Source organism: Nonomuraea sp. NPDC003727, assembly GCF_053586935.1.
Map to the genome: position 1 here is coordinate 567,616 of NZ_JBSFNE010000002.1, position 13,581 is coordinate 581,196.

Here is a 13,581-nt window from a genome sequence, read left to right on the forward strand (position 1 = left end):
GAACCACAGAAGCGAGTAACCATGTTCGACGACCGGAGCCCCATCTACCGGCAGATCGCGGACCGCATCAAGGCCGAGGTCATGAGCGGGGCACTGAAGGGAGACGAGCAGGTCATGTCGACCAACCAGTACGCCGCCTTCTACCGCATCAACCCCGCGACGGCGCAGAAGGCGTTCCAGCAACTGGTCGACGAAGGCGTCCTCTACAAGAAACGAGGTATCGGCATGTTCGTCAGCCCTGCCGCCCGGGACACGCTCCGCGCGGAGCGCAGGGAGGGCTTCTTCACCGAGGTGGTCGACCCGATGGTGGCCGAGGCCAAGGCCATCGGCATCCCGCTCGACGACGTGATCGACCGCATCAGGAACAGCCGATGAGGATCGACATCGACGACCTGCGCGTGAGCTACGGGGACGTCCACGCCGTCGAGGGCCTGTCGCTCACGCTCGAGCCGGGCAAGATCTACGGCCTGCTCGGCCGCAACGGCGCGGGCAAGACGAGCCTGCTGTCGGTCCTGGCGGGCTTCCGCAGGCCGAGCGGCGGCAGCGCGCTGGCCGACGGCCGCCCGATCTTCGAGAACACGGCGATCACCAGGGACATCTCGCTGATCCGCGACGCCGGCGAGACGATCGACCTGGGCACCGTGGAGGACGCGCTCTACTTCGCCGAGCACCTGCGCCCCCGATGGGACGCCGCCTACGCGAAGGAGCTCATCGACCTGTTCGAGCTCGACCCCAAGAAGAACGTCAAAACCATGTCCAAGGGCCAGCGCTCGGCCGTCGGCGTGGTCATGGGCCTGGCCTCGCGGGCCCCGCTGACCATGTTCGACGAGTCATATCTCGGCATGGACGCCCCCAGCCGGCAGGCCTTCTACGACGCGCTGCTGGCCGACTTCATGGCCCACCCCCGCACGCTGATCCTCTCCACCCACCTCATCGAGGAGGTCAGCGCCCTGTTCGAGGAGGTCGTCATCATCGACAAGGGCCGCCTCGTCGTCCACTCCCCCGCCGACGACCTGCTGTCCATGGGCACCTCCGTCACCGGCCCGACGGCCCAGGTCGAGGAGTTCACCAAGGAGCTGACCGTGCTCGGCGTCAAGCGGCTCGGCCCCACCAGCTCCGCCATGGTGTACGGCAGGCTCGACCACGCCGAGGCCCGCCGCGCCGGCCTGGAGACCGGCCCCATCGCGATGCAGGAGCTGTTCATCCACCTGACCGGAGGCCCGGCCTCATGAGATTCCCCAGCCGCCTCCTCGGCGCCAACATCTGGCTCGCCTCCTTCGCGTGGCTGGCCTATCTCGTGCTCATCACGCTGGTCACCGTCGGCATCGCCATCTGGGGCAACCTGGACGAGAGCGTGTGGGAGAAGGCCGTCCAGCTGACCCGCTGGTACGCGCTCTTCGCCGGGATCGCCCTGGTCAACGAGTTCCTGCCGCTCTACATCGCCCACGGGCAGAGCCGCCGCCAGTTCGGCTTCCAGGCGGCGGTCACCATCGCGCTGTTCGCGCCGTTCCTGGCGGCCCTGCTGGTGATCAGCTTCCTGCTGGAGTCGCTGCTGTACGGCGTGACGGGATGGACGTGGGCGCTCGGCCAGGCCCACCTGTTCACCGCGCCCACGCAGGTCCCGCTGATCTTCCTCGAGTACACGGTGATGTTCCTGGCCTGGCTGGTGACCGGCGCGTTCGGCGCGGCCGCCTTCTACCGGTGGCAGGGCGGCGGGCTGCTGGCCGTACCGGTCGGCATCCTCATGGTCCTGGTGGCGCAGAGCGCGATCGGCGACAGGATGCCGCTGCCGTTCATCACCGACCGGCTCGGCTTCGACCTCCCGCAGTCGGTGCCGCTGGCGCTGGCCGCGGGGCTGGGCACGTTCGCCGTCGGCCTCGGCCTCAGCTGGCTGATCATCCGCGACGTCCCGCTGCGGAACCAGCGGTGAGCGGGTGCGGCCATGCCGCTCGGGGCTTCGTCCGGCACCGCCGGGCCGCCGAGGTCGCATGGCGCCCCCGGTGAGGCGGACGCCGTGACGCCGCCGGTCATGGACGCCGTTCGTCAGCTGGGCGGCGCCGGGGCGAGCAGGCGGTCGAGCTCGGCGGCCACCGCGGCGGGGCGCTCCAGGTGGAGGTCGTGTCCCGCGCCGGGCACGGTGACGAACCGGGCGTCGGGCCGCAGCCGCCGCATCTCGGCCACCTCCTCCGCCGGCAGGACGCCCCGCTCGCCGAGGACGACGGTCGTCGGGCAGGCGATGCGCGCCCAGTCGTCCCAGTTCGAGCGGCGGGCGTGCGCGGCGATGACGTCGACGACGACCTCGCGCTCGAACGTCGGGCGCAGGCCGTCGGCCGCGGCGACCAGCCCGGAGGCCCAGCCCTCGCCGACCGGCCCGCCGCCGAAGAACCGCACCGCGTCCTCATGGGCGGCGAAGGGAACCGGCCAGGAGCCCAGCCAGCCGTCGATCTCCGCGGGCGTCTCGTCGTCACCCGCCGCCGCGCCCGCCTCGACCAGCAGCAGCGCCCGCACCAGGTCGGGACGCGCGGCGGCGGCCTGGATCGCGGTGACGCCGCCCAGCGACTGCCCGGCCAGGATCACCGGCCCGGCGGCGAGCTCCCCGATGACGGCGACCGCGTCGGCGACGAAGGCGGCCCTGGAGGTGTCGCCCGGGCGGGGTTCGCTGCCCCCATGGCCGCGCTGGTCGAGCGCCAGCAGCCGGTAACGGCCGCCGAGGTGCGCGCCGAGCGCCTCCCACTCGCGGGACTGTCCGGCCAGGCCGTGCAGGAGCAGGACGGCGGGCCCCGGGCCGCCGCTGTCGCGGCAGACCAGTCGCACGCCGTCACGTCGCACGGTCGTCGTTCTCATGTCGTCTTCCCCATCGCCGGGACACTCTACGCAGCCGCCGGCATGCGCAGGTGCGCGCGTGCTGGGTAGAGGACGCGTATGTCGAGCCTCATGGACAAGGTGCGCGCGTATCTGCGCAGCCCGGAAGGCAAGCAAACGATCGACAAGGCCAAGCGCATGGCCAGCGACCCGCACAACCAGGCGAAGGCGAGGAGGTTCCTGGACAGACTGCGCCCGAAGCGCCACTGAGCCGCCCGGTGCGGACGGCCGAGGGCACGCGGGTGCCGTCCGAGCCCGTGGCTCCGGCGGCACCCGCGCGCGCCGTGTTCAGGGCGCTGGCGGCCGGCGGAAGTGTCGGTCGCGCCTCCTAGAGTGGGCGCGTGCTTCCAGATCTACGTGAGCCCGTCATCAGGCAGCTCGCCGAGTCCGACCTGGCCCGCCACCACTGGCGGGCCGACGACGGCGACGGCGGCGTGTGGCTGTTCGAGAGCGTCGAGGGCGACGGCGAGCACTGGGCGATCAGGCAGATCGAGATCCGCGCCGACCGCTCCGTCCACCGCTACTGGTGGCGCCACCTGCAGGACGAACACGGCTTCCTCACCGACCAGCCGCTGGAGATCTGGGAGCTGGCCGAGATCAGCCAGGAGGCGTTCGCGTCGGTGTGGGAGCTGGCGGGCTGATCAGCTCTCGCCGGGCGGCACCGCGACGGAGATCTCGCCGCCCAGCTTGTGCCCCAGCAGCAGGTCGAGGTCGTCGCCGCTCCAGAACCGTCCGGGGTCGTACCAGTTGGGCCTGCGGCCGACCGGCAGCAGGCCCATCTCCTCGTAGGTGACGGCGACGACCTCGGCGCAGTAGGCGCGCTCCAGCGTCCGCTCCCCCACCTCGCGCCGCAGCCGGGGGATCCTGCCGCGCAGCCATCGCCCCGCCAGGCGCGCGGTCGAGGGGAACGGCGTGCCGTCGAGCCTGGCGACCGTGCGCAGCGCCGCGTCCTCCATCTCGGCGGTGGCCTGCGGTTCGAGCTGGCGCAACCAGCCGCGCTGGCCGTACCGCCGGCCCCAGACGGTGACCGCCTCGCGCAGGTCGTGCAGCTGCACCCCGCGCTGGTGGGTGCCCGACCACAGGTCGAGCAGCGACTTGCCGAGCTCGGCGTGCCACATCATGGGTGGCATGTCCTCGATGACGATCGACATGCCCACGTGGTTGACCGGGCTGTTGGTCACTGTCTGGATCGCCCGGTCCGGCACCGAGCGTCCCCTGAACACCCAGAGGTCCCCGGTACGGGTGAGATCTACGGCCTCGTCGAGAGTCAGCACGCCACTACCCTAGGCACATGCGGACGAAATGGTGGAAGATTCTCGGCCTGGCGGGCGTGGCAGGAGTCGCCGCGACCGGCGTGGTCATGGCCCGCGCCGAACGGCGGCGCCGCGCCTACACCCCGGAGGAGATCAGGTCACGGCTCCGCGAGCGCGTCGAGGCCGAGGTCGAGCAGGGCTGACCTCAGCCGACCGGCCGCAGTTCGTGGACGAAGACCACGTCCGGATAGGCCGGGTTGTCGTTGTAGCCCTGGATGCCGCTCAGGTAGGCCCGCTGGTAGTTGACCACCCACGGCACCGCGGCCGCCGCCTGGACGTCGAGCAGCCTCCTGTCGAGCTTGGCGTAGGCCTCCTGCGCCGCCGCCCGGTTGGTGACGGTGAGCTCGGGCAGCGTGTCGATCAGCGCGTCGGCCTCGCGGTCCTTGAGGTAGGTCAGGTTGAACTGAACGCCTTCCGCGCTCCTGAAGACGTTGGTGAACCACGAGTAGGCGTCGGCGTAGTCGGGCCACCAGTACATGAGGAAGATGTCCTGACCGCGCCGCTTGCCGCGGGCCCACTGCTCCTCCCACGGCAGCGCCTTGGCCACCAGCGTGATGTTGAGCGGTTCGAGGGTGGCGGCCAGGCGCCGGACGAAGACCCGCTGGTCCTCGTCGCCCTGGGCGTAGGTGAGGGTGAGGCGCAGCGGCAGGCGGCCGGGGCCGTAGCCCGCCCTGGCCAGCAGGTCCGCCGCGCCCTGGAGGTCCTGCCTGGGCGTACGGCCGGCCGAGTGGCCGAACAGCCCTTCGGGGATCACGCCCGTCGAGGGAGAGGCGGCGCCCCGCAACACGCGCAGCGTGCCCGAGTAGTCGATCGTCTTGCGCAGCGCCCTGCGGATCCGCACGTCCGCGAGCGGTCCGGCGGAGGTGTTGAAAAGCAGCATCGCGGTCTGGAACGACGGCATGGCGGCGGTCCGCACGCCCGCCGTCCTGCTCGCCCTGCGGTAGAGGGACGGGTTGAGCCGGTGCACGAAGCTGACCTCGCCGCGCATCAGGCGCCGCCAGGCCTCCTCGATGTCGGGCTCGACCACGTACTTGACCGTGGTGTAGTGGGGCCGGTCCCAGCCGCCCCAGTAGGCCTGGTAGGCCTTGAGCGTGAGCTCGTCGCTCTTGCCCTTCCGCCAGCCGGCGACGGTGTACGGGCCGGTGCCGGCGTCCCGGCCGGCGGCGAACCACGCCTTGAGGTCGGGTGCGGCCGCCGTGTCGTAGATGTAGGCGGCGTACCCGGAGGAGGCGACGAGGTCGAGCGGCACGGCGTACTTCAGCGTGAACGTCACCGTGAGCGGGTCGTCGGCCCTGATGGACTCGACCGCGCCCCAGATGTAGGAGGGCCCGCTCTTGGAGCGCATGGTGCGCTCGATCGACGCCTTGACCGCGGCGGCGTCCATGGGCCTGCCGGTGTGGAAGGTGACGCCGGAGCGCAGGGTGAAAGTCCAGGTCCGGCCGTCCGCGGAGGCGCGCCAGGAGGTGGCCAGGCGCGGGCTCGCCTTCTTGGTGACCGGGTTGTAGATCGTCAGCGACTCGTAGATGTTCTGCATCGCGATGATCTCGTTGGAGTAGGAGCTGGCCGGGTCCCAGTCGGTGACCACGCCGAGGTTCTCCACGTAGACGAACGTGGAGTCCTTCGCGGGTGGCCGCTGCTCCTGCCGTGCCTGCGGGGCGGTCGAGCAGCCCGCGAGGAGGAGCGCGAGCGCGGCCGCGATCAGCCGACGGCGCATCTGCCTCCCTCTACTCCCCGATCGTCCTGGGAAACCTACTGCAAGATCACGAAATGAGGCTCAAAATCCCGAAAAATCGGGAAATTGCGAGGTGCAGTTGCTAGGCTCTCACCTGTCCCAAATCCGGGGTTCCGATGCTAGGGACCGACCGGAGTGAGGTGCCATGGGCCGAAGCCGCACGATCAGAGTGAAGATCGTCGGCCTGCTGCTAGTTCCGCTGGTGTCGATGATGACCCTGTGGGGTGTCATCGTCGCGGTGACCGCGGGCGAGAGCCTGGAGCTGCGCTCCTACAAGGAGCGCTGGACCAATCTACGCCAGCCCGCGAGCAAACTGATCGGCGAGCTGCAGCGCGAGCGCCTGTCCTCGGCCCGGCTGGTGGTCCACCGGCACGCTCCGGCCGACCAGAGCGCCGCCTACGAGCAGCGGGCCAGGACCGACGCGGCCAGGGAGCTCTTCCGCCAGCTGTCGGACCGCTCGCGCGGCTCGACCACCGAGGCGGTGCGCCGCCAGATCGACGCGGTCCTCACCCAGCTGGTGCACCTCGAGGCCATCAGGGGCGAGGTCGACGCCGGCCTGTCGCCCCGGCTGCCCACCATCGAGGCCTACAACGCGATCTCCGACGCGCTGTTCGGCCTGCAGCGCAGCGTCGCGCTGATCGACGACATCCCGATCTACGAGCAGTCGCGCCTGGTCATCAACCTCGGCTACGCCAAGGAGTTGCTGACCAGGGAGCAGGCCATCGCCGTCGGCAACCCGGGTGACGAGGAGCGCAAGCTCTTCACCCAGCTCGTCGGCAACCGCCGCTTCCTCATCGACCAGGCGCTCGCCGAGCTGGACGCGCCGCTGCGCGAGATCCAGGTCGGCATCATCACCACCCCCGCCTACCAGCGGCTGCGGATCATGGAGGAGCAGATCATCGCGGGCCGTGCGCCCGCCGACTGGCCCTCCACCTCCACGGCGCTGGCCAACGCCATCCAGAACGCGCAGAACGAGGCGGGCGTCATGCTCACCGAGCGCGCCGAGCCCGTGGCCGACGCGGTGCTCGTGCGTGCCCTCGTGCTGGCGGGCACCGGCCTGCTCGTCGTGGTCGTCTCCCTCATGATCTCCCTGCGGATGGGCAACCGGCTGTCCAAGGAGCTGGCCACGCTGCGCGAGGCCGCGCTCGAGGTGGCCGAGACCCGCCTGCCGCAGGTCGTCCGCAAGCTGCGCCAGGGCGAGGAGGTCGAGGTGCCCGAGCTGTCCGTGCCGGGCAGGACGACCGAGATCGCCGATGTCGGCAAGGCCTTCGCCACCGTCCAGCAGACCGCCGTCGAGGCGGCCGTCGGCGAGGCGAAGCTGCGCGCGGGCGTCGGCCAGGTCTTCCGCAACCTGGCCCGGCGCAGCCAGACGCTGCTGCACCGCCAGCGCATCCAGCTGGACGGCATGCAGCGCACCGCCACCGACCCGCAGGCCCTGGACGACCTGTTCCGCCTCGACCACCTGACCACCCGCATGCGCCGCCACGCCGAGGGCCTGATCATCCTGTCGGGCGCCACTCCCGGACGTGGCTGGCGCAAGCCGGTGCCGCTGCACGACGTGGTGCGCGGCGCCGCCGCCGAGGTGGAGGACTACACCAGGGTGACCGTCTCGCCCATGCCCGCCCACTCGCTGGCCGGGCCCGTGGTCGGCGACGTCATCCACCTGATCGCCGAACTGATCGAGAACGCCACCGTCTTCTCCCCTCCGCACACCACGGTGACCGTGCGGGGCGAGCTCGCCGCGCACGGTTTCGTCGTGGAGGTGGAGGACAGGGGACTCGGACTCAGCGAAGAGGAGCTGGCCGAGCTCAACGAACGGCTGGCCAACCCGCCCGAGTTCGATCTCGCCGACAGCGACAGGCTCGGCCTGTTCGTCGTCGCCCGCCTGGCCGCCAGGCATGACATCCGCGTGACGTTGCGCGGTTCGCCATATGGAGGGACCACCGCCATCGTGCTGATCCCCGCAGAGCTCGTCGTCGCACCCGAGGAGCAGGAGCAGGAACCCGTGAGGAAGATGCGGGTGGTGACCAGTGAGTGAGGAGCGCTGGCTGGACGAGGACGCAGGTCCGATCGTTCCCGCCTACCTGCTGACCCGCGGTCGCACCGTGCCCGCCAGCGAGGCCATCGACCTCATCGCCGTGATCATCACGGCGGGCGGTCTCGCCATGCCCGTGGGCCTCGGCCCCGAACACCTGATCATCCTTCAGCAGTGCACCAAACCCACCCGTCTGGTGGACGTGGCCGCCGAGCTGAACCTGCCGATCGGCGTGGTGCGCGTGCTGGTCGGTGACCTGCACGCGCAGAAGCTGGTGGAGGTCGAGAAGCCACCGCCCGCGCCCGACGCCAAGGTTATGCTCGAGGTGATCAACGGGCTGCGCGCCCTGTGATCACCGCGCGGCCAGCCCTGTGAGCACCAGCTCGGCCCGGTGGCAGGCGACCGTCCTGCCCGCCACCTCGCGCGGCTGCGGGGCGGTCTCGCACTCCGGTACGGCCAGCGGGCACCGCAGCCGGAACGGGCATCCGGTGTCCGCGGGCGCCGACTCGGTTCCGCCCCTGGCCACCGGCGGCCGGCCGCCCAGCTTGGGCACGGCGTCACGCAGCGCCAGCGTGTAGGGGTGGGCGGGCCGCCGCAGCAGGTCCTCCGTCGGCCCCGACTCGACGATCCGCCCGGCGAACAGCACGTGAGAGGTACGGCACAGCCGCCCCACGACCGCCAGGTTGTGGGTGATGAGCAGCCGCTCGGTCCCCAGGCCCGCCAGCAGGTCGAGGATCCTGGCCTGCACGGTCACGTCGAGCGCGCTCGTCGGCTCGTCGAGGACGAGCAGCCTGGGACGCACGGCCAGGGCCCTGGCGATGACCACCCGCTGGCGCTGCCCGCCGGAGAGCTGGTGCGGCTTGCGTCCGGCCAGCGCCGGGTCCAGGCCGACCTGCTCCATCAGCGCGGGCACCGCCGCCCTGTCACGGCTGCCCTCGGCGATCGATCGGCCGACCGACATCCTGGGGTCGAGCGACTCGGCCTGGAACACCGGCTGGACGGCCTTCCTGAAGACCTTCCTGTCGACCTTGGACAGGTCCTGCCCGCCGTAGGTGACGCGGCCCTTGACGGGTCGGAGCAGACCGAGGAAGGCGCGGGCGAGCGTGGTCTTGCCCGAGCCCGACTCGCCGATGAGGCCGACGCCGCCTTCGGTGATGTCGAGGGTGACGTCGTGGACGACGGGCGTCCTGCCGTAGGCGAGGGTGACGCCGTCGGCGCGCATGATCATGGGAGCGCCTCCAGCAGCTCGCGGGTGTAGGGGTGGCCGGGACTGGACAGCACCTGGTGGGCCGGGCCCGACTCCACGACCTCGCCGTCCTTCATGACCAGCACGCGGTCGGCGATCGTGGAGACCAGGGGGAGGTCGTGGGAGACGATCAGCAGGGCGAGCCCCCGCTCCTCGCGCAGCCTCTGCAGCACGCCGACCACCTCGGCCTGGACGGTGACGTCGAGGGCGCTGGTGGGCTCGTCGGCGAGGATCACCTCGGCGCCGAGCGCGATGGCCAGGGCGATGGCGAACCGCTGGGCCTGGCCGCCGGAGATCTCGTGCGGGTAGCGGCGCAGGATGGCCGGGTCGAGCATCACGGCCTCGCACGCCCGCGCCATCACCGCCTCGATCCCGCCCCGCCGCGGAGCGTCCGCGCGCCCCGCGCCGCCCGCGGGTTCCCCTTCGGGGAGCACCCCGGCGTTCCCGTCGGGCATGGCGGCGGACGGCCCGGAGGAGGGGGTGCCGGTGATGCCATGGCGCTTGAGTGCCCTGCGCATGAGCACGCCGAGCCGCGTCGTCGGCGACAGCGCCGCCTGCGGCGACTGGATGACCAGCGCCGCCTTCGCCCCCCTGATCGCGCGCAGCGCGCGGGGCCTGGCCCGCAGCACGTCCACCCCGCACACGCTCACCTCCCCCGACACCGTGGCCCCCTCGGCGAGCCCCAGCGCGGCCAGCAGCGTCGTGGACTTGCCCGAGCCGCTCTCCCCGACGACGGCCACGCACTCCCCCGCCGCCACGTCGAGGACGGGCACGTGCGCCACCACCCTGGACCCGTAGGCGACCCGCAGGTCCCTGATGCTGATCATCGGACCGTCCTCCGCGGGTCGAGCGCGCCGCGCAACCCCTCGCCGAGCACGTTGAACGCGAACGCCGTCAGCAGGATCGCCAGCCCGGGGAAGGTGACCACCCACCAGTTCGTGGTGAAGAGCGTCTGCCCCTGGTACACCATCAACCCCCATTCGGCGGTCGGCTCCTGCGCGCCGAGCCCCAGGTAGGACAGGGCCGCCGCGGTCAGGATGACGCCGCCCGCGTCCAGCGAGAGCTGCACCAGGACGGGCGTGAGCGAGTTCGGCAGCACGTGCCGCAGCACGATCAGCGGGGCCGGCACGCCCAGGCAGCGGGCCGCGTCCACGTAGCTCCTGGTGGAGACGGAGGCGGCCACCGAGGCCGACAGGCGGGCGTACCAGGGCCACCAGGTCACCGCGATCGACAGGATCACCGTGGTCACGCTCGGCCGCAGCACCACGGCGAGCGCCAGGGCGAGCAGCAGGGCGGGGAAGGCGAGGAAGACGTCGGTGACCCGCATGATCACGTCGCGGGCCCAGCCGCCCGCGTAGCCCGCGACGAGGCCGAGCGTGACCCCGGCCGTCGCCGACACCGCCAGCACGGCGACGGCGATCGTCAGCGAGGTGCGCCCGCCGTACAGGACCTGGGTGAGGATGTCGCGGCCGACCTGGTCGGTGCCGAACCAGTGCGCGGCACCGGGCGGCAGCAGCGCGCGCAGCGGCTGCGTGTCGTTCTCCGGGTACGGCGCCAGCCACGGCGCGCAGATCGCCGACAGCACGATGAGCACGAGCAGCACCGCGCCGAAGGCCGCGAAGCGGTCAGGGACGCGGGGCAATCGCCGGCGCGGCTCGACGGCGGTCATCGCGCCCTCGCTCTCGGGTCGACGACACCCTGGAGCAGGTCGACGACCAGGTTGGCCAGCACGTAGACCACGGCGACCAGCACGGTGACGCCCGCGATGCCCGGCGTGTCCGCCGAGGTGATCGCGTTGAACGCGTAACGGCCGAGGCCGGGCCAGTTGAAGACCGCCTCGACCAGGAAGCCGTTGACCAGGGAGTAGGCGAAGACGAGCGCGATCAGCGACAGCACGGGGTTGAGCGCGGGCCGCAGCGCGAAGCGCGTCAGGATGGCGGTCTCGCCGAAGCCCATGGCCCGTTCGAACCGCACGTGGTCCTGCCCCGACTCCTCGATGAGCGCGGCGCGGGTGAGCTGGGCGATCACGCCCGCGGGGTAGGCGGCCACGACGAGCGCGGGCAGCACGAGGTGCTCGGCCGTGCTGGTGAAGATCGGCCAGTTGCCCGTGATGAGCGCGTCCACGATCGTGATGTTGGTCCACAGGGTGAGCGGGCTGGTGGTGTCGAGCGTGGTGTCGTACTCGCCCGCCACGGGGAACCAGCCGAGATGGGTGGCGAAGACCAGCTGGAGGGTGAGCGCCAGCCAGAACACCGGGACCGAGACGGCAAGCATGGAGCCCAGCCGTACCGAGAGGTCCGGCAGTCTCCTCTTGTGGCGGGCGGCGAGCACGCCGACCGGCACCCCCACCAGGATCGCGACGACCAGGGCCGCGCCCACCAGTTCCAGCGTCGCGGGGAAGGCGTTGAGCAGATCCTCCATGACCGGCCTGCGGGTGCGCAGGCTGACACCCCAGTCGCCGGTGAGCAGGTCCCTGGCGTAGTTCCAGAGCTGGACGTGGAGGGGCCGCTCCAGCCCGAACTGCTCGCGCGCCGCCGCGAGCTGCTCGGGCGTCGCCTTCGGCCCCGCGTACGCCACGGCGGGATCGCCAGGCACCAGCCGCATGATGACGAACGTGAGCGTGACCACGCCGGCCACGACCAGGAGAGCCTGGCCGAGCCGGCGAGCCAGGTAACGCGTCACCCGGTGGGCTTCAGGTCGTAGAAGGAGACCACGTTCGGGTAGGCGGGGTTGTCGACGTAGCCCTCCACGCCAGCCGACAGCGCCCGCTGGTAGGTCTGCACGTACGGCACCGCCACCGCGGCCTTCTCCTCGATGATCTTCCGCTGCAGCTCCGCGTAGGACCGCTCGGCGGCCGTCCTGTCGGTCGCGGTCAGCTCGGGCAGCGCGTCGATCTCCTTGTCGATGGCCTCGTCCTTCAGGTACGACAGGTTGAAGGAGACGGGGTCGGCGCTGCGGAAGACGTTGACGAACCACGAGTACGGGTCGGCGTAGTCCGGGAACCAGTACATGACGAAGATGTCCTGGCCCTTCTTCTTGCCGAGGTCCCACTGCGGGTTCCACTGCATCGGCTTGGCCTGCAGGGAGACGTTGAGCTTCTTCAGCTCCGCCGTCAGCAGCGTGACCAGCAGCTGCTGGTCGGCGTCGCCCTGGGCGTAGGTCAGGCTGAGCTTCAGCTCGTTGAGGTCGGGCCCGTAGTCGGCGGCGGCCAGCAGCTCGGCGGCCTCGGCGAGGTCCTGCTTGGGCTCCAGGCCGGGCGTGAAGCCGAGCAGGCCCTGCGGCACCAGGCCCGAGCCCTTCTGCCCCGCGCCCTTCAGCGCGGCGACCAGGCCGTCGTAGTCGAGGACCTTCTGCAGCGCCTGCCGTACGCGGACGTCCTTGAGCGGGCCGCTGTCGGTGTTGAACAGCAGCATCAGGTTCTGGAAGGACGCCGTCTGCGACGCCTGCACGCCGGCGGTGCCGCCGGCCTGTGCGAACAGCTGCGGGTTCAGCCGCTGGACGAAGTTGACCTCACCCTTCTGCAGCAGTTGCCACGCCGTGTTCAGCTCGGGCGTGACGCGGAAGGCGACCTTCTTGTACTGCTCGGGCTTCCAGCTGCCCCAGTAGCCGTCGAAGGCCTTGAGCGTGAGCTCGGTCTCCTTGCCCTTCTCCCACGTGTCGACCGTGTACGGGCCGGTGCCCGCGTCGGCCTTGCCGTCCTTGACCTGCTCGACCACGCTGGTGTCGTAGATGTAGGAGGCGTAGCCCGAGGAGGCCACCAGGTCGAGCGGGCTGGCGTAGGACAGGGTGAACTTCAGCGTGTGCTCGTCGGGGGTCTCGATCTTCTTGACCGCGTCCCAGACGTAGGCGGCGCCGCCCTTCAGCTTCATCGTGCGCTCGATCGCCTTCTTGGCGGCCTCGGCGGTCACGGGGTTGCCGCTGTGGAACTTCACGTTCTCCCGGAGCTTGAACGTCCACTCCTTGCCGCCGGCCGCCGAGCTCCACTCGGTGGCCAGGCGCGGCTCCGGCTTCTGGGTCGCGACGTTGTAGCGGGTCAGCGACTCGTAGATGTTCTGCATCGCGATGTTCTCGTTGGAGTACGAGGTCGCGGGGTCCCAGTCGGTCACCACGTCGAGGTTGGGCGCGTAGACGAACGTCTTGTCGTTCTCCGTCGCCGCGTTCGCCGTCGGGGAGGCGGTGGATCCGGTGGCGGGCGCTGAGGGGGGCTGGCTGGCACCGCGCACCTGTCCGCCCGCGCACGCGGATGCGGTCATGGTCACGGCCCCGACGACCCCTGCGGCGAGCAGACGCTTGTGCCAGCGCATGGGGAGTTCCTTTCGTAAGCCACTCTGACGGGATCCGCGCCTTTCGCCCGGCTTTCGCCCCGCCGGGCAAGATCGTAGCGACTTACGCC

At 71.1% G+C, this 13,581-nt stretch carries 16 protein-coding genes; 8 read left to right on the top strand and 8 right to left on the bottom strand.

Annotated features, from left to right (window positions below; all coding sequences use genetic code 11):
* Nucleotides 1–21: 21 nt before the first annotated feature.
* Genes ACWDLG_RS07905 through ACWDLG_RS07915 form a run of 3 tightly spaced genes read left to right on the top strand, consistent with a single transcriptional unit; the run spans nucleotide 22 to nucleotide 1,930 of the window.
* Nucleotides 22–375, top strand: a complete 354-nt coding sequence (locus tag ACWDLG_RS07905; protein WP_354906833.1) for a GntR family transcriptional regulator — start codon at nucleotides 22–24, stop codon at nucleotides 373–375.
* Nucleotides 372–1,232, top strand: coding sequence for an ABC transporter ATP-binding protein (locus tag ACWDLG_RS07910; RefSeq protein ID WP_449917188.1), 861 nt, complete (start codon nucleotides 372–374; stop codon nucleotides 1,230–1,232). Before ACWDLG_RS07905 ends, ACWDLG_RS07910 begins: the two co-directional genes overlap by 4 nt.
* A complete protein-coding gene (locus tag ACWDLG_RS07915; RefSeq protein WP_449917191.1) occupies nucleotides 1,229–1,930 on the top strand; it encodes a hypothetical protein in 702 nt (233 codons plus the stop codon). Before ACWDLG_RS07910 ends, ACWDLG_RS07915 begins: the two co-directional genes overlap by 4 nt.
* Nucleotides 1,931–2,043: 113 nt before the next feature.
* On the opposite strand, the gene ACWDLG_RS07920 is transcribed toward ACWDLG_RS07915, so the two are convergent.
* A complete protein-coding gene (locus ACWDLG_RS07920; protein WP_449917194.1) occupies nucleotides 2,044–2,844 on the bottom strand; it encodes an alpha/beta fold hydrolase in 801 nt (266 codons plus the stop codon).
* 90 nt (nucleotides 2,845–2,934) lie between these two features.
* On the opposite strand from ACWDLG_RS07920, the gene ACWDLG_RS07925 reads away from it, so the two are divergent.
* Nucleotides 2,935–3,072: a hypothetical protein gene (locus ACWDLG_RS07925; RefSeq protein ID WP_354906837.1), complete on the top strand. Its 138-nt coding sequence runs from the start codon at nucleotides 2,935–2,937 to the stop codon at nucleotides 3,070–3,072.
* Between the two features lie 131 nt (nucleotides 3,073–3,203).
* The gene (locus tag ACWDLG_RS07930; protein WP_449917197.1) at nucleotides 3,204–3,503 is read left to right on the top strand and encodes a hypothetical protein; all 300 of its coding nucleotides are present in this window, start codon (nucleotides 3,204–3,206) and stop codon (nucleotides 3,501–3,503) included.
* Here the strand turns inward: ACWDLG_RS07930 and ACWDLG_RS07935 are convergent, their stop codons facing one another.
* Nucleotides 3,504–4,133, bottom strand: a complete 630-nt coding sequence (locus ACWDLG_RS07935; protein ID WP_354913829.1) for a hypothetical protein — start codon at nucleotides 4,131–4,133, stop codon at nucleotides 3,504–3,506.
* 20 nt (nucleotides 4,134–4,153) lie between these two features.
* Here ACWDLG_RS07935 and ACWDLG_RS07940 point away from each other — a divergent pair, with 20 nt between their 5' ends.
* Entirely contained in the window at nucleotides 4,154–4,318 is a 165-nt protein-coding gene (locus ACWDLG_RS07940; protein ID WP_354913835.1) for a hypothetical protein, read from the top strand.
* Between the two features lie 2 nt (nucleotides 4,319–4,320).
* Here ACWDLG_RS07940 and ACWDLG_RS07945 read toward each other — a convergent pair whose 3' ends face one another.
* Complete coding sequence (locus ACWDLG_RS07945) at nucleotides 4,321–5,889, bottom strand: ABC transporter substrate-binding protein (protein ID WP_449917199.1); 1,569 nt, start codon at nucleotides 5,887–5,889, stop codon at nucleotides 4,321–4,323.
* Nucleotides 5,890–6,052: 163 nt separating this feature from the next.
* Here ACWDLG_RS07945 and ACWDLG_RS07950 point away from each other — a divergent pair, with 163 nt between their 5' ends.
* Nucleotides 6,053–7,945, top strand: coding sequence for a sensor histidine kinase (locus tag ACWDLG_RS07950; protein ID WP_354913506.1), 1,893 nt, complete (start codon nucleotides 6,053–6,055; stop codon nucleotides 7,943–7,945).
* The gene (locus ACWDLG_RS07955) at nucleotides 7,938–8,294 is read left to right on the top strand and encodes a DUF742 domain-containing protein (RefSeq protein WP_354913508.1); all 357 of its coding nucleotides are present in this window, start codon (nucleotides 7,938–7,940) and stop codon (nucleotides 8,292–8,294) included. The genes ACWDLG_RS07950 and ACWDLG_RS07955 overlap by 8 nt, the downstream gene beginning before the upstream one ends.
* Here the strand turns inward: ACWDLG_RS07955 and ACWDLG_RS07960 are convergent, their stop codons facing one another.
* The 5 genes from ACWDLG_RS07960 to ACWDLG_RS07980 are packed head-to-tail and all read right to left on the bottom strand — an operon-like array spanning nucleotide 8,295 to nucleotide 13,492.
* Nucleotides 8,295–9,170, bottom strand: a complete 876-nt coding sequence (locus ACWDLG_RS07960; protein ID WP_354913510.1) for an ABC transporter ATP-binding protein — start codon at nucleotides 9,168–9,170, stop codon at nucleotides 8,295–8,297.
* A complete protein-coding gene (locus ACWDLG_RS07965) occupies nucleotides 9,167–10,015 on the bottom strand; it encodes an ATP-binding cassette domain-containing protein (protein WP_449917204.1) in 849 nt (282 codons plus the stop codon). The genes ACWDLG_RS07960 and ACWDLG_RS07965 overlap by 4 nt, the downstream gene beginning before the upstream one ends.
* Nucleotides 10,012–10,857: an ABC transporter permease gene (locus ACWDLG_RS07970; protein WP_449917207.1), complete on the bottom strand. Its 846-nt coding sequence runs from the start codon at nucleotides 10,855–10,857 to the stop codon at nucleotides 10,012–10,014. The genes ACWDLG_RS07965 and ACWDLG_RS07970 overlap by 4 nt, the downstream gene beginning before the upstream one ends.
* Nucleotides 10,854–11,870 (bottom strand): ABC transporter permease, encoded by a 1,017-nt coding sequence (locus ACWDLG_RS07975; protein WP_449917211.1) that lies wholly within the window; start codon nucleotides 11,868–11,870, stop codon nucleotides 10,854–10,856. Before ACWDLG_RS07975 ends, ACWDLG_RS07970 begins: the two co-directional genes overlap by 4 nt.
* Entirely contained in the window at nucleotides 11,867–13,492 is a 1,626-nt protein-coding gene (locus tag ACWDLG_RS07980) for an ABC transporter substrate-binding protein (protein ID WP_449917214.1), read from the bottom strand. The genes ACWDLG_RS07975 and ACWDLG_RS07980 overlap by 4 nt, the downstream gene beginning before the upstream one ends.
* Between the last annotated feature and the right edge of the window lie 89 nt (nucleotides 13,493–13,581).